Origin of the sequence: Solibacillus sp. FSL W7-1464 (genome assembly GCF_038004425.1) — a bacterium.
GTDB lineage: Bacteria > Bacillota > Bacilli > Bacillales_A > Planococcaceae > Solibacillus.
In genome coordinates this window covers 1676554-1701515 of sequence record NZ_JBBORC010000001.1, presented here as the reverse complement: position 1 = coordinate 1701515, position 24962 = coordinate 1676554, and the positions used below count along the sequence as shown (strand labels likewise).

The 24962-nt window shown below is 38.3% G+C and carries 28 protein-coding genes and 1 other annotated feature; of the genes, 9 read left to right on the top strand and 19 right to left on the bottom strand.

What is annotated here, in order from left to right:
* The first annotated feature begins 348 nt into the window (after positions 1–348).
* Positions 349–1095 (top strand): FxLYD domain-containing protein, encoded by a 747-nt coding sequence (locus tag MKZ25_RS08210; protein ID WP_340801079.1) that lies wholly within the window; start codon positions 349–351, stop codon positions 1093–1095.
* 17 nt (positions 1096–1112) lie between these two features.
* Positions 1113–1730, top strand: a complete 618-nt coding sequence (locus MKZ25_RS08205; protein ID WP_340801078.1) for a hypothetical protein — start codon at positions 1113–1115, stop codon at positions 1728–1730.
* A gap of 775 nt (positions 1731–2505) precedes the next feature.
* On the opposite strand, the gene MKZ25_RS08200 is transcribed toward MKZ25_RS08205, so the two are convergent.
* Positions 2506–3504 carry an MBL fold metallo-hydrolase gene (locus MKZ25_RS08200; RefSeq protein WP_340801077.1) on the bottom strand — a complete coding sequence of 333 codons (999 nt, stop codon included), beginning with the start codon at positions 3502–3504 and terminating at the stop codon, positions 2506–2508.
* Positions 3505–3875: 371 nt separating this feature from the next.
* Positions 3876–4087: a binding site (T-box leader), on the top strand.
* 71 nt (positions 4088–4158) lie between these two features.
* On the opposite strand from MKZ25_RS08200, the gene proC reads away from it, so the two are divergent.
* The 4 genes from proC (at position 4159) to MKZ25_RS08180 (ending at position 6479) form a co-directional block, all read left to right on the top strand.
* Positions 4159–4965, top strand: coding sequence for a pyrroline-5-carboxylate reductase (proC, locus tag MKZ25_RS08195; RefSeq protein WP_340801076.1), 807 nt, complete (start codon positions 4159–4161; stop codon positions 4963–4965).
* 223 nt (positions 4966–5188) lie between these two features.
* A complete protein-coding gene (locus tag MKZ25_RS08190; RefSeq protein WP_340801075.1) occupies positions 5189–5503 on the top strand; it encodes an ArsR/SmtB family transcription factor in 315 nt (104 codons plus the stop codon).
* Positions 5504–5580: 77 nt separating this feature from the next.
* On the top strand, positions 5581–6009 hold the full coding sequence (locus MKZ25_RS08185; protein ID WP_340801074.1) for a DMT family transporter: 429 nt from the start codon (positions 5581–5583) through the stop codon (positions 6007–6009).
* Positions 6010–6020: 11 nt separating this feature from the next.
* Positions 6021–6479, top strand: a complete 459-nt coding sequence (locus MKZ25_RS08180) for a DMT family transporter (protein ID WP_340801073.1) — start codon at positions 6021–6023, stop codon at positions 6477–6479.
* Positions 6480–6544: 65 nt separating this feature from the next.
* Here the strand turns inward: MKZ25_RS08180 and MKZ25_RS08175 are convergent, their stop codons facing one another.
* From MKZ25_RS08175 to MKZ25_RS08165, 3 genes are all read right to left on the bottom strand, one after another.
* Positions 6545–6832 (bottom strand): 3-isopropylmalate dehydrogenase, encoded by a 288-nt coding sequence (locus MKZ25_RS08175; RefSeq protein ID WP_340801072.1) that lies wholly within the window; start codon positions 6830–6832, stop codon positions 6545–6547.
* Positions 6833–6891: 59 nt separating this feature from the next.
* Entirely contained in the window at positions 6892–9126 is a 2235-nt protein-coding gene (locus MKZ25_RS08170; protein WP_340801071.1) for a transglycosylase domain-containing protein, read from the bottom strand.
* Positions 9127–9358: 232 nt separating this feature from the next.
* Complete coding sequence (locus MKZ25_RS08165) at positions 9359–9532, bottom strand: tRNA U-34 5-methylaminomethyl-2-thiouridine biosynthesis protein (protein ID WP_340801070.1); 174 nt, start codon at positions 9530–9532, stop codon at positions 9359–9361.
* Between the two features lie 193 nt (positions 9533–9725).
* On the opposite strand from MKZ25_RS08165, the gene MKZ25_RS08160 reads away from it, so the two are divergent.
* Entirely contained in the window at positions 9726–10163 is a 438-nt protein-coding gene (locus MKZ25_RS08160; RefSeq protein ID WP_340801069.1) for a hypothetical protein, read from the top strand.
* Positions 10164–10196: 33 nt separating this feature from the next.
* Here the strand turns inward: MKZ25_RS08160 and istB are convergent, their stop codons facing one another.
* The 7 genes from istB to MKZ25_RS08125 all read right to left on the bottom strand — a co-directional run bounded on the left by istB (position 10197) and on the right by MKZ25_RS08125 (position 16507).
* Entirely contained in the window at positions 10197–10949 is a 753-nt protein-coding gene (istB, locus tag MKZ25_RS08155) for an IS21-like element helper ATPase IstB (protein ID WP_340716297.1), read from the bottom strand.
* Positions 10949–12502 carry an IS21 family transposase gene (gene istA, locus MKZ25_RS08150; protein ID WP_340716296.1) on the bottom strand — a complete coding sequence of 518 codons (1554 nt, stop codon included), beginning with the start codon at positions 12500–12502 and terminating at the stop codon, positions 10949–10951. The genes istB and istA overlap by 1 nt, the downstream gene beginning before the upstream one ends.
* Positions 12503–12787: 285 nt before the next feature.
* Positions 12788–13237, bottom strand: coding sequence for an NUDIX hydrolase (locus tag MKZ25_RS08145; protein WP_340801068.1), 450 nt, complete (start codon positions 13235–13237; stop codon positions 12788–12790).
* A gap of 41 nt (positions 13238–13278) precedes the next feature.
* The gene (locus tag MKZ25_RS08140; protein ID WP_340801067.1) at positions 13279–13974 is read right to left on the bottom strand and encodes a UDP-N-acetylmuramyl pentapeptide phosphotransferase; all 696 of its coding nucleotides are present in this window, start codon (positions 13972–13974) and stop codon (positions 13279–13281) included.
* A 94-nt stretch (positions 13975–14068) separates the two neighbouring features.
* Entirely contained in the window at positions 14069–14350 is a 282-nt protein-coding gene (locus MKZ25_RS08135) for a hypothetical protein (RefSeq protein WP_340801066.1), read from the bottom strand.
* A 1050-nt stretch (positions 14351–15400) separates the two neighbouring features.
* The gene (locus tag MKZ25_RS08130) at positions 15401–16168 is read right to left on the bottom strand and encodes a hypothetical protein (protein ID WP_340801065.1); all 768 of its coding nucleotides are present in this window, start codon (positions 16166–16168) and stop codon (positions 15401–15403) included.
* 9 nt (positions 16169–16177) lie between these two features.
* Positions 16178–16507 carry a histidine kinase gene (locus tag MKZ25_RS08125; protein WP_340801064.1) on the bottom strand — a complete coding sequence of 110 codons (330 nt, stop codon included), beginning with the start codon at positions 16505–16507 and terminating at the stop codon, positions 16178–16180.
* Positions 16508–16637: 130 nt separating this feature from the next.
* Here MKZ25_RS08125 and MKZ25_RS08120 point away from each other — a divergent pair, with 130 nt between their 5' ends.
* Positions 16638–17114: a hypothetical protein gene (locus MKZ25_RS08120; RefSeq protein ID WP_340801063.1), complete on the top strand. Its 477-nt coding sequence runs from the start codon at positions 16638–16640 to the stop codon at positions 17112–17114.
* 82 nt (positions 17115–17196) lie between these two features.
* Here MKZ25_RS08120 and MKZ25_RS08115 read toward each other — a convergent pair whose 3' ends face one another.
* Both MKZ25_RS08115 and rnz read right to left on the bottom strand, forming a co-directional pair.
* Positions 17197–17427: an acyl-phosphate glycerol 3-phosphate acyltransferase gene (locus MKZ25_RS08115; protein WP_340801062.1), complete on the bottom strand. Its 231-nt coding sequence runs from the start codon at positions 17425–17427 to the stop codon at positions 17197–17199.
* A 122-nt stretch (positions 17428–17549) separates the two neighbouring features.
* A complete protein-coding gene (gene rnz / locus MKZ25_RS08110) occupies positions 17550–18491 on the bottom strand; it encodes a ribonuclease Z (RefSeq protein ID WP_340801061.1) in 942 nt (313 codons plus the stop codon).
* A gap of 468 nt (positions 18492–18959) precedes the next feature.
* On the opposite strand from rnz, the gene MKZ25_RS08105 reads away from it, so the two are divergent.
* Entirely contained in the window at positions 18960–19325 is a 366-nt protein-coding gene (locus MKZ25_RS08105; RefSeq protein ID WP_340801060.1) for a hypothetical protein, read from the top strand.
* 315 nt (positions 19326–19640) lie between these two features.
* Here the strand turns inward: MKZ25_RS08105 and MKZ25_RS08100 are convergent, their stop codons facing one another.
* The 6 genes from MKZ25_RS08100 to MKZ25_RS08075 all read right to left on the bottom strand — a co-directional run bounded on the left by MKZ25_RS08100 (position 19641) and on the right by MKZ25_RS08075 (position 24883).
* On the bottom strand, positions 19641–20243 hold the full coding sequence (locus tag MKZ25_RS08100) for an alpha/beta hydrolase (protein ID WP_340801059.1): 603 nt from the start codon (positions 20241–20243) through the stop codon (positions 19641–19643).
* Positions 20244–20275: 32 nt separating this feature from the next.
* Positions 20276–21259 carry a ring-cleaving dioxygenase gene (locus MKZ25_RS08095; protein WP_340801058.1) on the bottom strand — a complete coding sequence of 328 codons (984 nt, stop codon included), beginning with the start codon at positions 21257–21259 and terminating at the stop codon, positions 20276–20278.
* A 77-nt stretch (positions 21260–21336) separates the two neighbouring features.
* A complete protein-coding gene (locus tag MKZ25_RS08090; protein WP_340801057.1) occupies positions 21337–21771 on the bottom strand; it encodes a MarR family winged helix-turn-helix transcriptional regulator in 435 nt (144 codons plus the stop codon).
* A 128-nt stretch (positions 21772–21899) separates the two neighbouring features.
* A complete protein-coding gene (locus MKZ25_RS08085; RefSeq protein ID WP_340801056.1) occupies positions 21900–22838 on the bottom strand; it encodes a TRM11 family SAM-dependent methyltransferase in 939 nt (312 codons plus the stop codon).
* Positions 22839–23288 carry a protoporphyrinogen oxidase gene (locus MKZ25_RS08080; RefSeq protein ID WP_340801055.1) on the bottom strand — a complete coding sequence of 150 codons (450 nt, stop codon included), beginning with the start codon at positions 23286–23288 and terminating at the stop codon, positions 22839–22841.
* Positions 23289–23398: 110 nt separating this feature from the next.
* Entirely contained in the window at positions 23399–24883 is a 1485-nt protein-coding gene (locus tag MKZ25_RS08075; protein WP_340801054.1) for an MFS transporter, read from the bottom strand.
* Between the last annotated feature and the right edge of the window lie 79 nt (positions 24884–24962).

Below are 24962 nucleotides of genomic sequence, written 5' to 3'. Positions count from 1 at the left end.
GTGCATTGTTCTAATAAACAGCCAGAACTTCTAATATGTCAGCCGGATGGGCTAATATATCCGGGGAAAGTTCTAATATAAGCAGCAGCCCGCATTTCTAATATGCGACCACAGCCCCCTGTTTCATTTTAACTCTCGTCTGACATTGTGCTGACTCGTTATATTAGGAAGTATTATACTAAAGAATAATGCGCTCCTGTTCTCGGGACAAGATAGTAAATATTCCGGTTTATTATACGATATTTAATATTTTTTTGATTTATAGAAAAATTAAATATAACTTTTAGACTGTGTTTTCATCATTCGGGCATTATATAAATTAACAGTAATATAACAGGAGGAAATTAAATGAAAAAATTCACTATATTAATGTTTAGCTTACTTTTCATATTGACTGCATGCGGAGATTCAAAACAAACCATTTCTCAATCGGCAGATAAAGAAAGTAAAACTGATAAAACTGAAGAAAGTGCAATTACTGAAGAAAATACCAACGCTAAATTAGAAATTGAAGATTCCGGATCTACTGTATGGAACGATTCTATTGACTCAATTTGGATCAATACAGCGGCTATTTTTAAAAACACTGGCGATGTGACGGTTAATATTGGTGAAACACAAATGAATTACAAAGGGAAAGACGGTAGTATTTTAGGGACTTCAACTATGATTTATGCCGTTCCTGAAATTGTTCAGCCTGGAGAATCAGCATTTATCGTAGAAGGCACAACAATAGATGGAGAAACATCAGTAGAGAATTATTCTGAAACAACATTTAATTTTAATTTTGAAGCAACGGAAGAAGGTTCAAACTTAATGGAAGTTAGTGCAGTCAAAGGAATTTCAAGTGACTACGGATATAGTGTGACAGGTATTGTCAAAAACCCTACTGATTTTAAGCAGGAAGATATACGTTTAGCGGCCAATTTATATGATGCAAACGGTAAAATTTTAGGCGGATTATCTGGCAGTGTGGATGTAGGACTAGCTGCTGGCGGTGAAGCAGGTTTTGAACTTAGCTACCCGCCATTACCGGATAACATTGGTTCAAAGGTAAATAAAATCGAAGTAAAAAGCTACGGCTTCACTTGGTAAACGAAGGAGTATATAGGATGAAAAAATCATTATTTATTATAAGTACCGCGCTGTTATTTTTAACGGCTTGCAGCGCAGAACAAGATAAGAAGCAATCGGATAGTCAAAAGGAACAAAGTATTGAAGTAGACAAAGGCTTGCTTGATGTAGAATTAACATTACCTGCCGACCTTTTTGAAGATCAAACGCCGGAAGAAATTGAGGCGGCTGCTAAAGAAAAAGGTGTAAAAGAAGTTAAAGTAAATGAAGACGGTACTGTTTATTACAAAATGAGTAAATCTGCGCACAAAAAAATGATGAAGGAAATAGAGAAAGGTGTAATTAGTGCGGTTGATGATCTAGTCAATGGCGAGGACTACGAATCGTTCAAAGAAATTTCATATAACAAGGACTTTACAGAATTTGATGTAACAGTGAATGCTGAAACCTTTGAAAACAGTTTCGATTCATTTGGACTATTTGGATTAGCCTATGTTTCAATGCTTTACAGTGCATTTGACGGCAAATCCAGTGATGATCTTAAAACAACCGTCAATATCATTGATGAAAAAACGGGAGAAAAAACGGATACAATTGTATTCCCTGATGATATAGAAGATGATTCTGAAAACAGTGATGCAGAGACTGAAGAATAAGGTTTCGTTTCAATAAAATGCAGCTCAGTAAACGATTTATAAATAAATCTTACTGGGCTTTTTTTATCGCCAAGCTTAGAAACCAATTTATTATCTCAAAATAGAATTCCCACTAATTTCTTAGCAAATTTTACTCAGATTTTATCCTTATTTCCACGGCCAAATAATTCCCATCCAACGGCCCGTTCCAGTCCCTTCTGGAACGAACCACTAAAGTCCCCTCCACATGAACCCGCAAAAGGCCCCTCAAAAAGATCTTATATCTTTTAAATAAATTAAAAAATATATATTGTTGCGTTAAAACGCAACCAGGTGGATTTTCTCTTTGTACCACTTAACAATCTAGCAATGAAAATTATTATTTCACCACGTTTGTCCCCTTTTGGGGATTTGAAAGGCATATATAAGGCAAGAGAGCAGATACACAAATGGAGACGGGAACATTCACATATCTTGCAAGAACACTTAATTGTTTCAACAGCTTTTTTGTACTATTGAAGTCATCGTATACAACAATAAGCTAGATGCGATCCTTGTTTATCTCATTGGCTTTGATATCTTGTTTATGCATAAAAAACCTCCCAATTTTTAATTAGGAGGCGTTCAAATTATTGATTTTTAAAATTTTCACCGCTTTGAATTAAGTCACTGAAAGTTTCCTTATTGATTTGAACTTGGTTTGCTTCAAAAAAAAGTGATCTTTATTATTAACTTGGAAATAGAAGTTTGTTTTAGAACTGAGATCTTCAATCGCTATCAGTTAGGTTTTTCATTATTAATACCCAGTTTTATTTAATGATTTATTCGCTTCTCTTGAAGCATGTAGAGTAATATCACTTTTCTTATAAAACTGAATCCCGTCACGTTCTTCAATCTCGACCATACCTTGATCTATCAAATAATCAAACTGCCCTAATGTTTCAGATAATGTCAGGCCTAATTGCTGCTGATAAATGCGTTCGAATAATTGAGTGGTCATTTCAAAGTTAGTTTGCGGTGTATTGAGCAGACCGTATACTTTCAATGCGCGTTGTCTCTGTTTTTCCAACCGTTCATCAATGAGCGGTTCGATATTTGTCAGTTCTCCGCCATGACCAGCATACACTTTCGATATTTCTAGATTTTTCAGGCGTTTAAGTGATTCATTATATTGCAACAGTGATTTAGGACGTTTCATCGATAAATCAAGCGGCGGCTCGATTAATGGATTCGATGATGTGCGTTCCAGCAGTAAATCACCGCCGATGCATTCACGGGTATTCTCTTCAACAAAAATCAGATGGCTTTGTGCATGTCCGGGTGTTTCATATACTTTCATACCAGGATGACCTGGCACTTCATCGCCCTCTTTTAAATAACCTGTCAATGGAATCGTACCGAATAGCTCAATTTCCCCTTTAACATGTAAAATCCGGTCCACATATTTTTCCGGCACGCCCTGCTCGATTAAAAGCTTTTTGAAAAATCGCTCATGATACTGCAGAAACTCCGGCTCTTTTTTCATCCAGTAATCAACATATTGATGCCCTAACACTTCCGCCCCTGGAAATGCATCGATCCAGCCGGCATGATCCGGATGATGGTGCGTTAAGACGACCTGTTCCACATCTTTCATATCATAACCTGCTGCGTGCAACCCCCATTTGATCGCTTCATACGCTTCTTCCGTTTTCGGCCCGGCATCAAATAAAGTCAGTGCATCTCCCTTTACTAAAAAAGCATTTACATCCCCCACTGCATATGGTGTAGGTATAACAATTTTATGTACTTCCATAGTTTAATCCCCTTTATTTTAATTCAGCAATCACTCACCTCTTCAAGTAGATGAGAGCTGCTTGTTTTGTTTACCCCAGCTGCTGGTCCAAAAGCCAGCTGAATAAAGATCAGCCTCTTGCAGATGTCACACTTTTTAAATTGAATTTAATGAGGAAGTCAGCCTAAAAACGCCGCATCTTGCGACAACGGCTGACTGACCCACGTCCAGTGGGCCTAAACTCAAAAAAATCTGAACGCAATTACGCCAGGCGTAATTGATTCGCTCGTTCTGAATGACTATTCATTTATTTTAACTCTTTTTTCTTCATTCGTCACGTCAAAGGTTGACAGTTTTTCAATACAGCACTATAATTTTGGATAATTCAAAATTTACAGGCAATGAAAAAGCCAAGTAGATTATTTTAAGGTTTTAGAGAGTGCCGTCTTTGCTGAAATCGGCATAACCCGCTGAAATAATTGAACCTCCTTTTGAGCCGTTATGACAACATAACCGTACCCTTTGCGATAAAAAGGCTGAAGCTGCACACATTATGTGTGAATAAAGGTGGTACCGCGGAAATCAATGCATTTTCGTCCTTACTTGATTGTAGGGATGGAAATGCTTTTTTATGTTCCATTAAGGAATCGGATTTAAAAAACGGAGGGATACACTATGCAAAAAATTATTTTTATCGGCGCAGGTTCGATGGCAGAAGCGCTCATTCACGGTTGGATCAAAAAGAATGTCATCAATCCACATGCCCTGTTTATATCCAATCGGTCCAATAAAGAACGACTTAAAGATTTGGTCGAAAGCTATGATGTCAACCTGTTGGAGGACCATACACAGATGCAGGACGCGGATCTCGTCATTTTGGCAATGAAACCGAAAGATGCACGTGCTGCAATGGAAATTATCGCCCCATATCTAGGTGCAGAAACGGCTATAATATCGGTGCTCGCCGGTGTAACGATTGAAACAATTGAACAGTATCTTGGCAGCCGTTCGATAGCTCGTGTCATGCCGAACACTTCTGCAACAATCGGCATGTCTGCATCCGGTATTGCGTTCAATCCACATGTAACAGACGTGCAGCGTTCGCTTTATATCCAAATGCTTGAAGCGATCGGCATCGTCATTGAAGTCGAAGAAGAAAAGCTTCATGCAGTTACAGCGCTTGCCGGAAGCGGCCCTGCCTATTTATACTATTTGGTTGAAGCATTTGAACAGGCCGGTGCTGAGTTTGGGCTATCGAAAGAAGTCGTGCGGGAACTGATGGTACAGACAATTGCCGGTTCAGCGGAAATGCTGAAATCAGGAAACGTGGAACCTTCAATATTGCGCAGAAAAGTAACGAGTCCAGGCGGAACGACAGAAGCCGGAATTAAAGCACTTGAGTCGATGTCCTTTAACGAAGCGATTGTGAACTGTGTCAGGAGTGCGGAAAACCGCTCAAGAGAACTGGCGCGCGGGGAATAAACATACACTCGTTAAACTTATTTGATTAGTAGGATGTAACTTTAGACACTATGGGCTTCTGATTAATTTGATTTCAGCAGCCCAACTTCCCTTTTAACTACAAAAATACTTGGTTCCTCAAAAGAATCAAGCTTTTCCCTATTTATTATCAATTACTTTTCCTGGGAAATACAGCAATACCTCACCTTGACATATCGAGAATTCTAGATATATAATTACCCGCATGGAACCTATTGATGTATTCAAAGCATTATCGAATGAAACAAGACTCAATATCCTGGAGTGGTTAAAGGAACCCGAGAAACATTTCCCAAAGCAAGGCGCTCACCTGCCAAAGGAGGTAAGTTATAAGGGTGGAGTATGTGTTGGGGATATTCAGGAAAAGGCCAAAATTTCTCAATCTACGGTTTCGAGCTACTTAAATATGATGCAAAAAGCTGGTTTACTTGAGTCGATTCGCCATGGACAATGGACATATTACAGACGTAATGAAGAATTTATTCATCAGTTAGCTGAATACTTTAAAACAGATATCTAATGGGATTTCTGTTTTTTTACCAACTCATATATCGATTTATCTAGATATATAATTATACCGAAAAGAGGATTTCATCTATGCGCTTTATATTTTATGTATTTGCTTTTTTAGCTGGTGCAGCACTTAGCTTTGAAGGCGCAATCTACGCTGAACTAGGAAAAACAATCGGACAAATCGAAACAAGCTTTTATAACTTCTTTATGGGCTCAATCATCATGGGGCTTTTGTGGCTCTTTTTTGGAAAAGGCAGGATTTCCTATACATTGGAGGCACCTAAATGGGCATTGCTTGGAGGGCTCTTGGGAGTTGTTTATTTAACTTCCATCGTTGTAAGTGTCCCATTCGTCGGTGTTGGTATTACCATGGTTGCTGTCATCATCGGGCAATTGATGATGAGTATGACGATTGAGCATTTCGGATGGTTAGGTAGTAAGAAAAATAAGATTAATAAAGAAAAAATATATGCGGTTATTTCAATGATCATTGCACTTATATTAATAAACTAGGAGGTATGGCCATGGGATTATTTATGATTCTATTCACGTTGATCGGCGGTATCACATTAAGTGCACAGTCATCTATCAATGGTACATTTAGTCAAAAAGCCGGAACAATTGAAACAACATTTTTAACCTTCCTTACCGGGACAATGTTTTTGACGATATTTATTTTATTTTTTGGCAACGGGAATCTGCTTGGAATTTTAGAGGCGCCAAAATGGCAATTAAGTGCAGCATTTTTAGGTACGATGTATTTACTGTTGACAGTTATGGCCGTTCCACGAATTGGAGTGATTGCAACGAGTATTGCCGGTATAGCTGGTCAATTAGTAATCGGAGTGATTATTGATCATTTTGGGTGGTTCAATAGTTTAGTCATAGAAATCGATGTTAAACGGACATTCGCTTTACTCTTTATGTTTATCTCCCTCTATTTTATCTATAAAGGGAACAAACGCACTAAAGAAAATACATAAGAGAGTGCGATTTAGGAGTTAAAGAATTTGAGGCAATCTTCATTATACGAAGGTTGCCTTTATATTTAAAAGATACGGTTAAATTTTTTAATTACAGTAACCAAAATGGCAATAAGAAATACAATAATGCTATTTATCAGTAAATAGCCGGCAAGGTTTAATCCGTAAAATATGGCAAAGGCATCATTAATAAATAATGATAACGCAATTCCTAGCCCCCCAAATACACCTGCCAGCAGTAATATTATTAATGCTGCAGAGTACAGACTTCTCTCTCTTTTGAAAACTATAAAGCCAATTATGTTTGCAATAACGATTAAAAAAATCATGAGTACGACTAAAAAATTACCCATTTAATTCCCCTCCATATACACACTCTACCAGTTAGAATATAACCTTATTGTATCCCAAATCACTCCTTTTCTTTCTCATTTTCTTTCTCTTTTTCTTTCTCTTTTTCTTTCTCTTTTTCTTTCTCTTTCTTCTCCTTTTCTTTATCCCTCTCTTTCTTCTCTTTTTCCTTTTCCTTCTTCTCTTTATCTATCTCTTTTTTCTCTTTATCTATCTCTTTTTTCTCTTTATCTTTATCTTTCTTCTCTTTATCTTTCTCTTTCTTCTCCTTTTCTTTATCCCTCTCTTTCTTCTCTTTTTCCTTCTCCTCCTTCACCTGTTTCTTTTCTTTCACTTTTTCTTTCTTCCTCTGTTCTTCCTCTTTCTTCGCCTGTTCCCTTAGCTGTTTGCCTAGTAGAGATAAGCCAAATTCTTTTTGGTTAAACTCAGTAATCGATTCAGTCAAAATTTCGTTGAAAACCTTTGTGGCAGTCATTCCGCCGGTTCCTGACAAATAATGATTTTCATCTGTTTGATCATAGCCCATCCAAATTGCGCCCACTATTTCTGGCGTATATCCAACAAACCAGTGATCCTTTGCACCACCGGAATTCGAAAAAGGAAGCTCTGATGTGCCCGTTTTGCCGGCTACTTCCCATCCTTCTATTTGAGCATTTTTCGCTGAACCTTCTTCGACAACACCTTTAAGCATATATGTTATTTCTTGAGCGACTAGGGGCTTTGTCACGCTCGTCTCATTATGCTCCCACTTAGCAATGATCTTGCCATCTGCATCTTCAATTTTTTGAATGGCGTGTGCTTCTACCATCACACCATCATTAGGAAATGTTGAAAACGCCTGAGCCATTTGTAAAGGAGAAACCCCTTCAGTTAAACCACCAAGTGCTAAACCTAAATTATGATCCTCTTCTTTCAATTCAATGCCAAAACGCTCCACTGCATTTATACCGGATTTCAACCCCATTTTATTTAATAGCCATACCGGTGGGATATTGTATGAATTCACCAATGCTTCATACATTGTGACTTCCCCATGGAATCGTTTGTCATAGTTCATTGGCTGGTACCCGTCAATATTAATCGGTGAATCTGGTAATTTATCATACATTTCATAGCCTTGTTCCAGAGCAGGAGTATATGCCGCCAATGGTTTCATAGCGGATGCTGGTTGACGTTTTAATTGAGTAGCTCGATTAAACCCTCTAAAAGTATGTTCTCCCCTACCTCCAACAAGTGCACTAATTCCTCCAGTTGAGGGATTGATCAAGATCGCCCCACTTTGGACTAGCTGATCAGATTGCCCTTCAGGAAATAGTTCATTATCCTTATATACCTGTTCAACTGCATTTTGTATTGCAGGATTCAGTTCTGTATAAATATGAAGTCCGCCCGAAAGAACCTCATTTTCCGTCAGCCCGTATTGTTTGATCGCTTCGTCAATAATATGGTCGACATAATAAGGATATTTCCCCTTATACTCATCAATCTTTCTACCTTCTAATACGATCGGCTGTTCTTTAGCTTTTTTCAAATCGTTTTGAGTAATGTAACCTTCCTTTTCCATCAATGATAGAACAAGGTCTCTCCGCTGAACTGATTTATTCATGTCTTTTAATGGTGACAAAACAGAAGGCGCTTTAATCAACCCCGCAAGCATAGCCGACTCACCTAATGTTACTTCACTGACATCTTTGCCGAAATACGTTTGGGAAGCACGCTGCACGCCCCAGGCTCCTTCACCAAAATAGATCTGGTTTAAATAACGTTCCATAATTTCGTCTTTATCGTATGTTCGTTCAATTTTTTTCGTCAAAATCAGTTCTTTAATCTTCCTCGTATAGGTACGCTCTTGTGATAGAAAGACGTTTTTAGCCAACTGCTGTGTAATCGTACTTCCCCCGGCAACAATTTCTCCACTCATCGTGTTTTGAGTCAATGCACGTACAATTCCTATCACATTAATCCCACTATGCTTATAAAACTTCTGGTCTTCGGTTGCAATTACAGCCTGAATCAGATGTTCCGGAATCTGTTCTATTTTGACGCCATCTATTTTCGAACCTGTTACTTTACTGGCTATCTCACCATGTTGATCATAAATAATCGTTGGCTGCGGCGTAGGTTCTTCTAGTTTACTGACATCGCTTTTCCAAATGAAAATATTAACTACGAGCAAACAGCACAATAAAAATACTGACGCTCCTACTATAACTTTCATCATTATTTTTTTATCTTTAACCTTACGCCATATCCGCCCGTTTAATTTTTGCTGCTGTCTTCTTTCCACTCTTTTCACTTTTCGTTCCACCTTTAGTCCTGCGTTTCAGTTTCTGCATAAAGGTTATTGTTAGATATGCTATTTATATAGTCAATAGAATTTTATTAAACCGCTACTTTGTCCTCTACTAAAACCAATGCATTCATATCATATCTCCTATATAATGGGGCTCCACAATAATAAAAGGGCGCTAATTCTTAATTAAGAATCACGCCCCCATTATTAAAATACTTATGAAAATAAGCAACCATCAAGTTCCTAAATCAACCTTTTTTCGTTTTGGGGCAATTCTACCGATTATATACCCCATATTGATTCCCATTAAAAACATGAACAATCTTTCCCCTGAAAAGTCATCCGTAAAATATCCCCATATTAGCCAACCTGCAACTGTTCCTAATATTAAACCAAGTAACTTTTTCAATCTCTACCCCCTAAATTTTTCACTATTTTACATTAAAGAAACTTACTAGATTTTAACTTAAATTTTACCTGTCTCCTATGTCACTTTGAATTATATTTGGTTATTTATGCTAAAATAGTAATATAACACCTTTATTTATGGTTATAGAGGTTTAAAAATTGTGGTTGATGTATAAATAGTGGAGTGTGATAAAGTGAAATGGTTGAAGTATGTAATTGTATTTGTAATAGTAATAGCTTTTTTAACAGTTGTTTTGTTTAACCTCACAACAAAAATTAAAGCAAATCAATTAGAGGAAAAAGTAAGTACCCTGGAAGAACAAATTGGTAATCATTATAGAAGCGACCTCTATTTATGGGAAGATGCGGCAGAGCAGCTATTAATGTTTGATTTTTCTCAGCCTATAACTGAAGAAAACAAAAATGAAATCTTTAGACTTTCAAGATTATTTAATACCGCATCGGAAAACCTTTTTTTTAGACTCCGTACTGAGTCCGCCCATCCGGAATTGTATTCTAAACTGTCCGAGGTAGATAGGTATTTCTTAACTTATGATGATAAAGGTTCACTTACAGAAGAACAAGTTGCTGATTTATATCAGGTTCTCCATGCAGTGTATTTCGCAAGTTAAATATGAGCCAATTGTTAATTAAAATATGAGCCACTAAAAATTGCTCTGTTCGATCCATTCTTTCGTTTCTAAAATTCGATAGGAGCCACCAATCATGTTGATGATGTGCGCTCGATGCGTGAGTCGATCGGTTAAAGCTGATGTTAATACTGGATCGTGGAATACTTCTTCCCAGCGTTCAAACGTTAGATTACTTGTTATAATTGTCGCTGCTCGACCGGCACGTAACGATAAGTGCGTGAACAGAAGTTCTGCTCCTTCTTTATCGAATGAAATGTACCCGAGTTCATCGATGATGACTAAATCATACTTCTCAAATTTTAGTTCAAAGGAGCGCAATGTTCTCGCAGAACGGCTTTCCTTTAATTGATTCACAAGTGATGCTACACTTGTGAAATACACTTTATAGCCCGCTAAACAGGCTTCAATGCCTAATCCAATCGCAAGATGGGTTTTACCGGTACCAGGTGAGCCAATTAATAATACATTTTGCTTCTCCTGTATAAACTTTAGTTCCTTCAAATGAGGAAGGCGAACCGCCGCATTTTGCGGCAGTGCCTCTACATCTAATTCCTCTAATAGCTTTTTCTCTGGGAAGTTGGCTAATCGAATTCGATTAGCTTTTGCTCGCACGTATCGGTCCTCCATTTCCTGTTTTAAAGCGAAATAGAGAAAGTCAGCCGGGGTTGTATGTTGTTCAAATAATACTTCTTGTTCAAGTAAAGAACGAATACTTGGTAAACGTAATTCTTTACACATTTCAATCATCTCTTTTTGCTTGTCCATTAATGAACCACTCCTGTTCCTTTAGAATGAAATAATGCTGCTAATGAAGATAAATTATCTAAAGATTGACTGGTGACATCATCTTGGCCAGTTAAAACAGTACGTACTTCAGCTGACTGTTCTGCTAAGAAAATGATTTTTTCCGTTGTTAGATGAACCAAAGGGTTCTTTTCTAGTTCAGTAATGACTTCTAGTACTCTTGTTAGGCAATCTCGTTCTTTGACATAAACAAGTAGTTCTAGAAAATCTTTTTCATTTCCGATATAATAGCGGTGGTAGATATTTTTTATATCTTTTGGTGCTTGGCTCAAACATTCACTTTGGGCTAAGGCACCTTTTTTCTTTTCCAAGGTGTTTAAATAGTGGTAGATATTCATCACCCAGGCATGAACTTGCCAGCTTCGTTTATGCTTCGCGATGCATTCACCTTCGCTAAATAGAAGCACTTCCTCTGCACGAGCTTTTAACTTAATGTATTCTCCTACATGCCCCTCGGGTACAGAGTAGCGATTGTGACGGTAGGTAACCGTACTATATTTATCCACACGTAGCTCCACTAATTCTGCAGGGTCGAACGGTGCCGCTGTTAAACTGCCAGCTCGTTCAGCTTTTTCTTCCAACATCAATTCATGATGTGTTTTCTCTTTCAAATAATGAACGCGACCATTTAATTTTTCGATAATAGAAACTAAATACTCCTGTGCCTCTTCTAAAGAAACAAACGTATCTCGATGCGCAAATGCTTTGCGACGTATGTATTCCACACTTCGCTCCACATGGCCTTTTTCATTGCCTTTACGAGGCTGACAAAGTCGTATTTGAAAATGATAATGCAAGGATAAACTTTTCATACCGTCGGTAATAAAACGATCATAACCGATAAAGTTTTTGACAACTGTACGCATATTATCGTATGTAAAAACGTGTGGCACAAAGCCTAAAGCTTCGATACATTTTACGTGTGCATCCTGTACACAAACCATTGTTTCTGATTCGTAGAGTCGCGCAAAGCGATCGTTACTATAGGCTAGAGTAAATACGGCCATTGAAAAACTTCTTAGTTTTCCATCGATAAATAACTTTACTTCTCCCCAATCAAACTCAATTTCACGACCAACTTTAGGCTCTTGGCGGATGAATACTTCCTTTTGCTTCTTTTCCTCACGATTCACGAAATTGCGAACTGTCGTATAGCCGATTTTAAACCCTTCATCTAAAAGTTTGTCATGTATATCAATAATCTTTAATTGCTGCTTATGCATATTTACTTCACGCTTATTTTCATTCTGTTTCATCATCTCGCGAATACGCTTCATCACCGTATTTGTTAAAGCTCTCTTTTTTCCCTTACGCTTTTTATATGCCGGAGGCGTAACGTAATTATCTGTAATCGGTAAATTCCTTGTATCTTGTTGTCTTGCCGCTAAGTCTTGTTCGATATATTTCTTAACAGTATTTCGTGACATATTAAGCTTCTCTGCAATTTGACGCTGACTTGTATTGTGCTGGTAGTACTCAATCAATACCAATTGCTTTTTCTCCAAACTGATCACCTCTATATCCTCCTAACTTTTAACAGTTAGGATTATTTTGATATAAAGTGGCTCATATTTCAATTGCGTTTGTGGCTCAGTTTTAGCTTAACAAATACAATGCAGTACGTTTTATAGCTAAAGATATCAATGACCTTACTCGATATGATAGGCATGCTTTATATGATGCGATGAACGATGAAGAACATGAAATCGGAGAACGCATTAAGTATCGTCTCTCTATAGAATATTAATGAAAAACGCTCAGATTTCTATTTCTGAGCGTTTTACTTTAGCTATATATTATTAGTTACAAGTTTTCAAGAAATCCTTAATTACCGGATCATCTGGAGGACTGATTACCGGTAAATCTGTTAAATCGAAAAATCGTATATCCGTTGCTTCTGATTCATCGAATTTAATCGAACCTTCATAGTTTTTACAGATAAAGGCGGTAACGACGTTATAAACTTCATCACCATAAGGATATTTATAATAAAACTCTTTACCAGAAAATGTTCTGAACAATTCCAACCGTATGGGGGTTAATCCGGTTTCCTCTTCCATTTCCCTCACTGCCACTTCTTCCAAGCTTTCACCTAATTCCATCGCCCCACCAGGAAGTCCCCAGCTATTATTATCTTTTCTATGTTGTAGAAGTAATTGAGCCTTCTCATTCACTATTAAAACGCAAGCTCCCACCATAATGATCGGGTCAGTACCAATCTTTTTACGCAACTCCATAATATATCCCAATGTCATCACCTACTACTAGTTTAAATAAAACTTGAACCTCACTAAATAAATCGATACTTCCTCGATAGTTGTGAAATGGCTAAAATAACTGTTGCCCCAACGACCAAGTACCATACTATGTTAAACGGAATGATAAACATTAGTAATCCGAATAATACAGTTATTGAAGCGCTAATAGTCATTGCCTGTGCATTCGTTATTTTCGTTTGTAAAATAAGATAAACTGCTAACGGTAATGCCAATGTAAAAATCGGTATGTAAATTGTAATAAATGAACTTTTAAATAGAATTAGTGATAATACTGCCATTACAAAACCGATCGATGAAGTAAAGGGTTTCCCTAAAACCTTTTCGCCTAAAACTGAACGACACAACATAATTGTTAATACAGCAAATAGGCCGGTGATCGAAACAAAAGTGTACCCCATAACAAAAGCAGCTGCGGAAAGACATAGTAAAGAAATACAAGGTAACACCAAAATTAACGGTTGCTGTTCTTGTTCTACATTCATTACATTAGTGAACCCTACTAGGAATAATAAAGAAAATGGAATCGCTAAATAACCTAATTCAATTTGGTTAATATAACTAACTTCAAGATCACCCAACAATATGATGATTAATGATGCGCTAATTTGACCAACTATCAACCAGATGCTCGATAATTTAAATTTTTGAGTAAGCTTCGTTGTCATTACGACCATAACCAAACCTATGGATAGTGTGAAATATAACAAATTTCTCCTCCTTGATACGCGAATAAACTTTTTATGTTTATTTAAGACTCACTCAGAATGCTACCATAAAAAACCAATTTTTAAAATACTACCTTTACTTGAAATAGTGTCTATATGCACTGATAAAAACTTCAGGTGAGGATTTCACGGGATACGTATATACTCCTCGGAGCGTATGTAAATAGAGAATTCCCCCTTGATTGGCAATAGCCCGGTAAGAAAAATCCATCACAATGTTAATCGGGAATTCTCGATGCTGGGTAACGACTTTATCATGGTATAAATAAATGATTCGGTCATGTTCCACTTCAAACTGTTCAGTACCTGTCACGGTTCTTTCTACTTTAAAATAAGGATGTTGCGCGATCAAATTCATGGGAACCTCCTATTGCAAAGACTTACTGATTATATTAGCACAAACAGCTTACTTATTTGGTGAAACGGAAACACCAATTAATTGAGCTAAAAAGGCGGAATTCGTCTTTATGAATTCCGCCCGCTCGCTGGATTTAAAATTTCTCCACACCAAAATATTCAGTTAATGGGTGCTGTCTCCCGTTTTCATGCCATTCTTATACAAAAAAACGAGACCATCAAAAGATGACCCCTTAACACTAATGCTACCGTTAGCTTTAGCATCAACTACACTCGACTCTTTTTATTAGTCACAACCAGTATAAACATCAGAATTGTTATAAGACCGAATGTTGAGATGAATGTATCAATTACCCCCAAGTTCAGCATAAATATACTGATACTAAGGACGGCAGCCAATTGAATTAACCAAAGTAAAAAAGCTATCGTTGAACTACCTTTTTTGGTAAATTGCATGAAAAATAACGAGAATCCTACTATTGCAGTTACCACTAACATCATTATTTCTGCATTCATATCATACACCTCTATATAATATAATTTTTCTCTGTTTACGTTAAAATCAATTAACAAAATTCTACTCAATTTTTAAAACTTTAGGAGATTACACTTTGTTGAACGATTCTGCTCCTGCCCGCTAATGAAAAAGGCGTTCCTGTTTGTTTCAGAAACGAACCCGTTAGCACAATAAGTTTCTTAGTCATTGTCTGCCTCACAAAGAATACCCATCTTATTTTTATCCACTATTAAATCACCTGTATCTAACAAGTAATCCGTAATTGACTTCCAACCGATCAGCCTAAATAAACCATTAATTTCAAGAAATTTACCGTTAGAATAATATTTAGTATCAGAATTAAATTGTTCAAAAAAACTTAATACATCGTTAGCAAAAGTCTTTGTTTCTATTCTAACATCATATGTCATGTTTACTGATAGATGTACTGTTTATATTAGCACAACAGCTTACTTATTTGGTGAAACGGAAACACCAATTAATTGAGCTAAAAAGGCGGAATTCGTCTTTATGAATTCCGCCCGCTCGCTGGATTTAAAATTTCTCCACACCAAAATATTCAGTTAATGGGTGCTGTCTCCCGTTTTCATGCCATTCTTCATATTTGCTAAAGACCTTCATCACGTCGCCTCCGTAGCAGCATTCTACTAAATAATGAACTGCAGCGGAGCTTCTCCAATAATTCAGCATAATTGAAGCTAACGATGTCTGACTATAGGTACCTGCACCAAAATCGTCCAATGAAAAGCCGCCATACTTTGGCTTAAATAGTCGAATCAATTTGTTTTCATTATTTCTTAATTCTTTATATCGTTGATCCGGTAATGTCATTTTTTGAGAGAGATATTCACACATTCCTTCTTCAAACCAAATACTATTATGGCGCTCTTCCTCAAATTCATCTGGAAAGAGTTCAATATGATGTGTTAGTTCATGTGCTAAAATACAAAAAACATCATCGATCGTCAGTGATTGGAAATAATTTTTTATGTACTGAACTTCATCATGATGCTCCAGTTCCTCATCATCCAATTGGGAAAGGTAAAATGCCTTCCATTCGCTCACACTCGGCGACATATAAATTGTTTCTCGATTCGTATAGGCAGGTACTGGGACTTGGGAAAATACAGTAGTAGCGTTATGACTGCTGGTCCATACAATTGACTTAGGCATCTCTTTAAGCTCAAATTGGTTAATTAACAATTCTTTATACGTATTCAATTTTTTATTTAATAATCGAATTTCGTCTTTGTAGTTTTCATAATCCTGAATACTTTCAAAAGCATAAATCTGTTTCATCATTTTCATCATTCACCTTTCTTGATCCGCCTTATTTTTACGGTGTAACTCTGAAAGATCCCTTATATAGATTAATGAATAGTCCTCTCTAATATCCACTTCATAAAAGTAATAGTTGTCCGTAACACTATCTTGAACTTCTATTTCAAACAACCCCATGCCTCTTCGGAAATTATTTTCTACTAAAATGATATTTTCCCTATCGATATCATAGTTTGTTTCCATATAGTCTCCCACATAATTGAATACAACCGCGCTTCGAGATTTACTATTAACATAATTGAATGCAGTAAAAATCACTACTATACAAAATAATAGATTAAAGAGAATTAACTTTTTCATGTACCTCCCCTTTCCTTTAACCAAGTTTATTGTCTACAATTTATAACTATTTTAATCTATCAGGAAGGAAAAACCCCTTTTTATGGTAAATTATATGTAAGCGTTTATTTAAGTAAGGAGAGAAATTAACTTGATTTTATTTCTAGTTTTTTACTTAATCATATGGCCAATGACGATTTTGTTGCATGAGATAGGACATGGACTTGGAGTGATCGTTTCTTCAAAAGCTCAGGCCAAAATTTATTTAGGGAAGCCGGATGAAAATAATACGGAAAACTTCCGTTTGGGAAGACTGCATTTTCATATCAATTGGTCATATATCGGATACTGTTACTGGGGAGGTCAATTGACTAAACAACAACGCCTTTGTAGTTTAGTAGGTGGTCCGGCAATGTCATTGTTAATTTCCACAGCTTGTTTCTTATTCGCTATGAATATTTCCACCGGGGATTTGCATTCACTTTTAAAGGCAACCGCAATCTTAAACTTGTTTCAATTTATCATCACTATCATTCCCATTACCTATCCTCGCTGGATGTCGGGATATAGCGGACATCCATCTGATGGGTTGCAGCTGCTGCGATTAATAAAAGAATCGACTCCCTAAAAAAACACTCAGTTCAAAAAATAACTGAGTGTTTTGGCATATGATCTATTAAAATATTTTCCCCTTAAGCGAAACGGAACCGTTACAATAATCCATTCTTAATCCGCTTCACGATACTGAATGTTGTATAGAGCGAGATCGAACCTAATACCGCGGCAATGATCAGCCACATCGTTAAGCCATCTGTCGCCTTCAGCATGTCCAAGTTTGTTCGTATGTACACAACGACCCCAAATAACAGAATATAGCTCATGACATTTGGAAAAATAACTAGCAATCGTAATACTTTCGGTGAAATTGTCGGTTGCTGCATCATTCATCCCCCTTTTCTCCATTATAGCGGAAACTTTCTGTAATTGAACAAAATTCTCTTAAAAAGTAAAGAGGCATATAGTAAATATCACGCCATTTACTATACACCTCGATGAAATTCATCTATTCAATTTCCAGCAACTCGTTTTTCCGCCACTCATACTGGCTGAAATCATTTGCTAAATAGCTGTTTTCGAAGATTGCCTTTGCTTCTTCCAAAAACGGAATGAGATCAGGCTTCAAAAATCGGGCGCTTATATGATTCAACAGCAAATGGCTCGCTTGTGCCTCTTTCGCGATTTTTGCCGCTTCCGTATTCGTCGCATGTCCATACTTGCCCGCCAGTTCTATTGTGGAATGGTCAAAGGTTGCTTCGTGTACGACAACATCCGCATTTTGTGCTAATCGGATGCTGTTTTCGCAGTACTTGGTGTCCCCTAAAACAGCTACAGTGAACCCTTGCTGTGGCGGTGACGTCACATCACTGCTTTCGACAACAGTGCCATCTTCCAGTTGTACTGAATGACCTGCTTTTAATTGGCCTAATAGCGGACCTTTTGGCACACCTAATGCCAAAGCCTTGTCGATCAGCAGCTCGCCCTGCATCGGCTTTTGTTCAATCCGGTAGCCGAAGCACGGGACAACATGCTGCAGCGGCAGTGCACGTACCGTAAACTGCTCATCTTCAAACACGATTCCATCTTTTACTTCGACAAATACAATCGGATACGTTAAATGGGTTTTTGATAATTGCAATGTTTGTTCAATCCATTGTTGTAACCCGGCCGGCCCGTATATTGTGAGCACATCCTCCCCGCCTAAAAAAGACCGGGAACTTAAAAAACCGGGCAGCCCGAAAATATGGTCGCCGTGTAAATGCGTAATAAAGATTTTATCGATTTTGCGCGGTTTAATCGTTGTATGCAAAATTTGATGCTGTGTCGCTTCCCCGCAGTCAAACAGCCAAATTGAGCCCCGTTCTTCCAGCAGTTTGAATGCGATCGAACTTGTATTGCGCTCTTTTGAAGGCATCCCTGCACCCGTACCTAAAAATTGGATTTGCATGTCATTTCCTCCTAACACGAGATTAGTTTGCCTCATGTAGAAGCTTTTACTATCGTAGTACTTATTATAGGTTGCAAATAAGTTTATGCAAAGTAAAAATGGTACGGTAAAAGAAATGGCCATGTAAATGATAAAAATCCACCACTTCAACTGGAAGTAGTTATCAGTAGCCATTTTTTATCGTTATAAATGTGCATCTTCTCTGTCACTGTCCCCCAAAAAAACGTTGTTCCACAATATGGCCCTATAACGCAAGAAGGGGCTTTCCTTTACTCAAGGAAAGCGCCCAGAGTGTTGAATTACGAATGCTATTATAAGGTTATGTTCAGTAATACTCTCAAGCGTTGCTTTCGGATTGTTTATAAGTAGTAGTTTTATAAAACAGGAATTATAACGTATCTTCGCGAATTAAGAAATACAGTTGGCTAACCAGCTAAAGCGTTAGTAGCTATGGAAAGGGGTGTCATAATGAAATATAAAGTTCTTATACTTTTATTTAGCGTATCCATCATCTTATCAGGATGTTTGGAGAAACCTTTAATATTTGTTGGAGAAAGCGGTACTTGGAAAGTACATTATGAAGTAGCGCAAGTAAAAAAACGAGATGAAGAGTGTAACACTACTAGTGGTTACATAAGATATTTAGGCACTGAGCCAATGCCTGAACGTTTAGAGCTTGATATTGATAAAGTAGAAGGAGCTATCATTACTTTAGATGATAATGGTATGTTTCATCTTCTTAACGGTTGTTCTAATGCTACCGTGGGGTCAGAACTTAAAGCAACAATAAAGTGGGAGAATCAAACCGAGACAATACCATTAATCTTAAATTAACAAGAGCTAATGTCTATTTCATTTTAGTTTGGGCATACACCATAAAGGCACGAATGTTGTTACATCAACATTTGTGTCTTTTCGTTTGACGATCGATTATACAGTTTACTATACATATGGCATATACGGTTGAAGTAGCAGCCTTTCTACCCGCAGTGCATGCTCATAAATTTTCATAAAAACTTGAATGGCATTCCTTATCGCCAGAAGTGTTATTCCACAATTTGTCCCGAATGTAAAAAAAAACGAAACCCTGTTGGATTCCGTCTTGAACAGTCATAATATGACAGTATATTCTGTTGTTACAAACTTTAATTAAAACGAGCGCTCATACCAGGCCTTCGCTTTTTGCACTTCATTCATCGTCAGCTGGTGACCGTTGGATTCCCATTCCAATGTCACGTTCGCACCTGCATCCGTTAAATAACGCTCCAGATCAATCGCTTCTTGCTGAGGACAAATCGGGTCATTCACTCCTGCTGCGATAAATACTTGTGTGCCGTTCTGTTTCGCAACAGTCGCTTCATGATTCGGAACCATTGGATGATGCAGAACCGCCCCTTTTAATGCATTTTCATATTCAAATAACAGGTTCGCTGCGATATTGGCACCATTTGAATAACCGATCGCAATGATGTTTTGACGGTCAAAGCCGTATTCACGTGCTTTCTCGCCGATAAATTCATACAGTTCCTTCGTACGGAAAGTCAAATCTTCCATATCAAACACGCCTTCAGCTAAACGGCGGAAAAATCGTGGCATTCCATGTTCCAAAATATTGCCGCGCACACTTAAAACAGATGCTTCCGGATCAATGATTTCTGCCAGTGCAAGCAGGCTGTTCTCATCTCCGCCTGTACCGTGCAACAGTAAAAATACCGGCTTGTCTTCTTTACCTTGATTAAAAATATAGTTCATCGGACATTCTCCATTCTCATTTGTTAGTCGAATTATTCGTATTCTTTTTCGATTGTTTTTGTTGAACGTACCGTATCAATCGGACGGACAACACTTTCAATATAGTCACGTTTGCTCTCTAAAAATGGCGGCAATGACAGTTTTTCTCCCACTGTTTCATATGGCTCATCGCCCATGAATCCCGGTCCGTCAGTAGCCCATTCAAATAAAATCCCCGGCGCTACACGTGCATAAAGCGATTCAAAGAAGAAACGGTCCACATAGCCGGAAGTTCCGAACCCGAAGCTTTCAAGACGCCCGATCCATTCACGTAATACGGCCGTATCTTCTACACGGAACGCTGCATGGTGTACTGTACCGAAACCTTGACGGCTTGGTTGTAATACCGTATTGTGCTCGACAATAACGGATGCTCCGTTTCCGCCTTCTCCCACTTCAAACAAGTGCAGTGAATCTTCTTTTCCCGTTTGACGCATCACTAATACCTTTTCAAGAACTTCCTTGAAATAATCAAAGTTCGAAACGCGTACATGAATTGGACCTAATCCTGTAATCGCAAACTCTAATGGAATCGGACCTTTTTGCCAAGGTGTGCCTGAAGCGATTCCTTCATTGTTTTCGTCTGAAATAAGCATGTATTGCTGGTCATCGAAATCGACGAATGATAATGTTTGCTTACCGAACAATGGTTTGATGCCTTCATGCTGTACTTTCAGACGGTCAAAACGTTTTACCCAATAGTCCAGTGCCGCATCATTTGGAACGCGGAAAGCTGTTTTGTAAATTTCATCCGTACCGTGACGGCCTTTCGGGATACCAGGGAAATCAAAGAAAGTCATATCTGTTCCTGCAGAACCTTTATCATCCGCGAAAAACAGGTGGTATGTTTGAATATCATCCTGGTTGACAGTTTTTTTAACTAGTCGCATTCCTAAAACATACGTGAAAAATTCATAGTTTTTTTCTGCACTGCTTGTAATGGCTGTTACGTGGTGGATTCCTTTAATGTGATTCATCTGTATTGCCTCCATTTTTTCTCGATATCGAGATATTAGTTTAAGAAAAATGCACCGATTCCGATGCTCTCATCAATTTAAAATTTGTTCGCATGGTGTCCCACACGCTTTAAATAGTCTGTTAAATTTTGCAGTTCTTCATCCGACAACACATCAAAAATCGATGCAATCTTCTCTTCATGTGACGGGAAAATCGATTCAATCATCTGTCTTCCTTCATCTGTTAACGAAACAAACGTAACCCGGCGATCTGTCGGACAGGCAACACGTGCCACGAGATTTTTCTTCTCCAGTTTATCGACGACATACGTGATGCTGCTGCTTGCGATCAATACTTTTTTACCGATGATTTGGATAGGCTGATCTCCTTTATGATAAAGCAATTCCATCACGGCAAATTCCGTTAAATTCAGATCATGCTGCTGGATATCTTTTTTCGTCGCTTCTTGAACGGAAGTCTGTGCCCGATGCAAAACAGTAAATGCTTTTAATTGTTTGTCATATTTATTCATAAAGTACCCTCCTTCCTGTTATCACGAATTCATTTATCTTTAATTCGAGATAAATATACCATGTATAAAATGACGTGTCAAACAAAAAACGTTCCAATCCAGTTATGCATCGGATTGAAACGTTTCTTTTATTCACATATTAAAACTTGGCGTTCGAATTTCCCTTTTTTCAATATGGCCCGGTCGATTATTGTTAAACCGGCTTCATGGATTTTATCGTCCATCGATTCGATTGTCACAATGACCACCCGCTTCGCAATACGTCGGGCATTTGTAATGATGCTTTGCTGCAGCTCACCTGTAATATGCGTAAATAAATTGTACGGCATATCAATAATGGCCACATCATAACCTTCAGCAGCCTCTTCAATTGGGCCGATTTCCACATTCGGTTCATAGCCGAAGTGGCGAAGATTGATCTGGGAGCCCCACACAACACGTTTATTGATATCGCGCCCTTCAATCGCAATGCCCATACTCATCGCTTCCACAAGCACTGTACCGATACCGCAGCAAGGATCGATCACCTTTAATCCGTCCGGAAACGGTACCGCGATATTGACAATCGCACGGGCATCCCGTGTACTCAGTGCCGTGGAGTACATTTCAGGCTTTTGCATATGCTTCAGCCACACCGCTTCACCGTACGTAAGCTCGCCTAAATAATAGCGCTCATCGTGAATCACAAGACCCAATACTACGTCCGGCTTTACGAGTTCCGGTTCGGCATTGATTGCCGAGCTGAGGCGCATCATATAGTCGTTTCGAATCGCTCGGTTCAGTTTTGGCTTAATCGCATCAGCACTATTGTTTAAACAGTGAATTTTGAACGTTTTTTGTTTAAGCTCCAGCTGCGCTGCCATTCCAATCAGCTGCTCTATTGAATCCGCTTCATGGAATACCGCTAACCTTGAACGCATATATGGACTACGGCTCGGTTCTATTTTCTCCTGGCTAATTAGAACATTTCCTTCCACGTGAAAGTTAAAAAATGTGCGCATTTCCAAACGTGAAAGTTCATATTCATCTCTTTGCCAAGTAAAACTATATAAGTATTTTTGCGTCATTTATTTCTCGACTGTCGATAATAATTGCGCAACAAATTGATAAAGCATTTCACAAACTTCTGTAATCGTCATCTTCTCATGGAAACCTTCTATGCAGTCAACCGCAATGTTCAGTTCCCACAGCCCTTCTTGACCGGAGAACGCTGCACTGCTGCTTCCTAATGCAGATTTCACATTGTCTTTAAAATATTGACGAATGACTTCACCATGTTTCTTTTGCAGTTTCAAACCGAATAATGCCGTATACAGATTAAATGCATCATCAAATTCAAGCGCTACCGCATCGATGCGGATATCGTTGAATTGTGCACATTCCACATAAATAAATTCCCCTTGATTGTCCTTTAAATAATGGATCGGTGTTGATGCAAATGCGTTACTTTCCGCTGTAATTGTATCTTCTGTTTCTTTACTGCATCGTTCTAAAACTTCTAAATGTAATTGTACCATGATTATAATTCCTTTCGATTCCAAATTCGCCCATTAAAAAATCACCTAGTCCAGTATACATGACTATTGTTTAAAGCGCATTAGAAAGAAATTTCTTTCAAACCGTGTAATTATGAATGATTCATTTTTTCTTTATGGTGAACCTTCACGAATGCCGCACCCGATCTCAAAAATGAATAAAGAACTACGATACAGAAACTGAACAATAATGTTCCTGTAAATACAAAACCGGATGTTCCTACCAGATCAAGTGCCCCTAATAGTGAAGACCCTGCGACTACGCCAATGGAGAAAAACGCATAAAAATAGCCGTACGCTTTCCCGCGCGTCTGTTCAGTCGTTGCTTCAATTAATATTGCATTAATAGAAGGGAATAAAAACGCAAACCCGATGCCGTAAAGTGCCAGTATTGCATAAAGCCATGACATTTCTGTTGTCAGGCCGATGCTGATTTGAGCAAATCCAAGTAATAGTACTCCGGCAAACAAAGTCACTTGCGGATTTAAATAATCGAAAATTTTATTCGTCGGCAATATAAAGATCAGGACTGCAACGATTCCGAATACACTTAGTAATGTACCGGATACTCGCGAGCCATACCCTAATTCCTGTACGTAAATCGGCAATAAATACGCGAGAACACCTTGTGAGAACATAAGGAAAAATGCGCCTCCATATGCTTTTAAAATACCGCTGTTCCAGTCCAACTTTTCGGTTGCCTGCTGCTTTTCCCGTTTTGGCAGCGGTGATTTGCGTAAAAACAGGACAAGTCCGACCAATAAGACAAGGCCGTACAGTGCAACAATTCCCAGCACATTCGGCACAGAAATTTTACTAGCGAGAATACCGCTTGAAGCCGGACCGACAATCGCCGCAATGCCGACAAACGAACCTGTAACCGCGCTTCCGCTCCCCTGTTCGTTCGATGCACGCATATTTGCGAGCAATGTAAAGGCCGCCGGAGTAATAAACCCGCTACTGAATCCGTGAATACAGCGGACGATTAAAAGGGCCGTCGCGTTATCGACAAGCTGGTAGCATAATAGCGAAATTGCAGACGTTAATAATCCGAATACCAAAATGCGGAATGCTCCGATTTTATCGGTGAAAATTCCGGAAAAGATATTGCCGAATGTATTCATAAATGAATACAGGCCAACGACAATCCCCGCGATGAATGTTGTTGCGCCGACCGACAATGCATATGTACTCATGATCGGCAGCTGGACGAACAGATCGAAAAACGAGAAGAAAATGATGGCATAAACGAGCCATTGTTTCGGGAATGGCTTTGTATGTAAGGATGGTTGCATTTTTTTCAGTTGATGATCAAGCAGAAAATTGCCAAATGGAATAAATGCGACCAGCACGCTTAACAATGACCAGCCGATATGCCATTGAATGCGCAGTTGCACGATGACGATTGCGAGAAAATAAACCATAAAAATACCGCCGTGTACGCTGCCGTTTACCGCCACAAATTGCGGTAAATCCGCGAAATACTTAAGCGGCATGGAAATAAGTAATAATGTAATGAGCGAAATCCCATCGAGTAAGCCCATTATTCGTAAAAACCGGATCGGATGTATACGCATATTGTCCTCCTGAAGCATAATATCAACCCTATTATAGCATGGGTCTTTCGCAGTTACCTAACTAAATGAAAATTATTCT

Bases quoted from the DNA above. Each gene is read 5' to 3' on its own strand.
- MKZ25_RS08210 (WP_340801079.1), top strand. From the start codon at position 349: ATGAAAAAATTCACTATATTAATGTTTAGCTTACTTTTCATATTGACT.
- MKZ25_RS08205 (WP_340801078.1), top strand. From the start codon at position 1,113: ATGAAAAAATCATTATTTATTATAAGTACCGCGCTGTTATTTTTAACG.
- MKZ25_RS08200 (WP_340801077.1), bottom strand. From the start codon at position 3,504: ATGGAAGTACATAAAATTGTTATACCTACACCATATGCAGTGGGGGAT.
- proC (WP_340801076.1), top strand. From the start codon at position 4,159: ATGCAAAAAATTATTTTTATCGGCGCAGGTTCGATGGCAGAAGCGCTC.
- MKZ25_RS08190 (WP_340801075.1), top strand. From the start codon at position 5,189: ATGGAACCTATTGATGTATTCAAAGCATTATCGAATGAAACAAGACTC.
- MKZ25_RS08185 (WP_340801074.1), top strand. From the start codon at position 5,581: ATGCGCTTTATATTTTATGTATTTGCTTTTTTAGCTGGTGCAGCACTT.
- MKZ25_RS08180 (WP_340801073.1), top strand. From the start codon at position 6,021: ATGGGATTATTTATGATTCTATTCACGTTGATCGGCGGTATCACATTA.
- MKZ25_RS08175 (WP_340801072.1), bottom strand. From the start codon at position 6,832: ATGGGTAATTTTTTAGTCGTACTCATGATTTTTTTAATCGTTATTGCA.
- istB (WP_340716297.1), bottom strand. From the start codon at position 10,949: ATGGACAAGCAAAAAGAGATGATTGAAATGTGTAAAGAATTACGTTTA.
- MKZ25_RS08135 (WP_340801066.1), bottom strand. From the start codon at position 14,350: ATGAATTTGATCGCGCAACATCCTTATTTTAAAGTAGAAAGAACCGTG.
- MKZ25_RS08130 (WP_340801065.1), bottom strand. From the start codon at position 16,168: ATGATGAAACAGATTTATGCTTTTGAAAGTATTCAGGATTATGAAAAC.
- MKZ25_RS08125 (WP_340801064.1), bottom strand. From the start codon at position 16,507: ATGAAAAAGTTAATTCTCTTTAATCTATTATTTTGTATAGTAGTGATT.
- MKZ25_RS08115 (WP_340801062.1), bottom strand. From the start codon at position 17,427: ATGCAGCAACCGACAATTTCACCGAAAGTATTACGATTGCTAGTTATT.
- rnz (WP_340801061.1), bottom strand. From the start codon at position 18,491: ATGCAAATCCAATTTTTAGGTACGGGTGCAGGGATGCCTTCAAAAGAG.
- MKZ25_RS08105 (WP_340801060.1), top strand. From the start codon at position 18,960: ATGAAATATAAAGTTCTTATACTTTTATTTAGCGTATCCATCATCTTA.
- MKZ25_RS08100 (WP_340801059.1), bottom strand. From the start codon at position 20,243: ATGAACTATATTTTTAATCAAGGTAAAGAAGACAAGCCGGTATTTTTA.
- MKZ25_RS08095 (WP_340801058.1), bottom strand. From the start codon at position 21,259: ATGAATCACATTAAAGGAATCCACCACGTAACAGCCATTACAAGCAGT.
- MKZ25_RS08090 (WP_340801057.1), bottom strand. From the start codon at position 21,771: ATGAATAAATATGACAAACAATTAAAAGCATTTACTGTTTTGCATCGG.
- MKZ25_RS08085 (WP_340801056.1), bottom strand. From the start codon at position 22,838: ATGACGCAAAAATACTTATATAGTTTTACTTGGCAAAGAGATGAATAT.
- MKZ25_RS08080 (WP_340801055.1), bottom strand. From the start codon at position 23,288: ATGGTACAATTACATTTAGAAGTTTTAGAACGATGCAGTAAAGAAACA.
- MKZ25_RS08075 (WP_340801054.1), bottom strand. From the start codon at position 24,883: ATGCGTATACATCCGATCCGGTTTTTACGAATAATGGGCTTACTCGAT.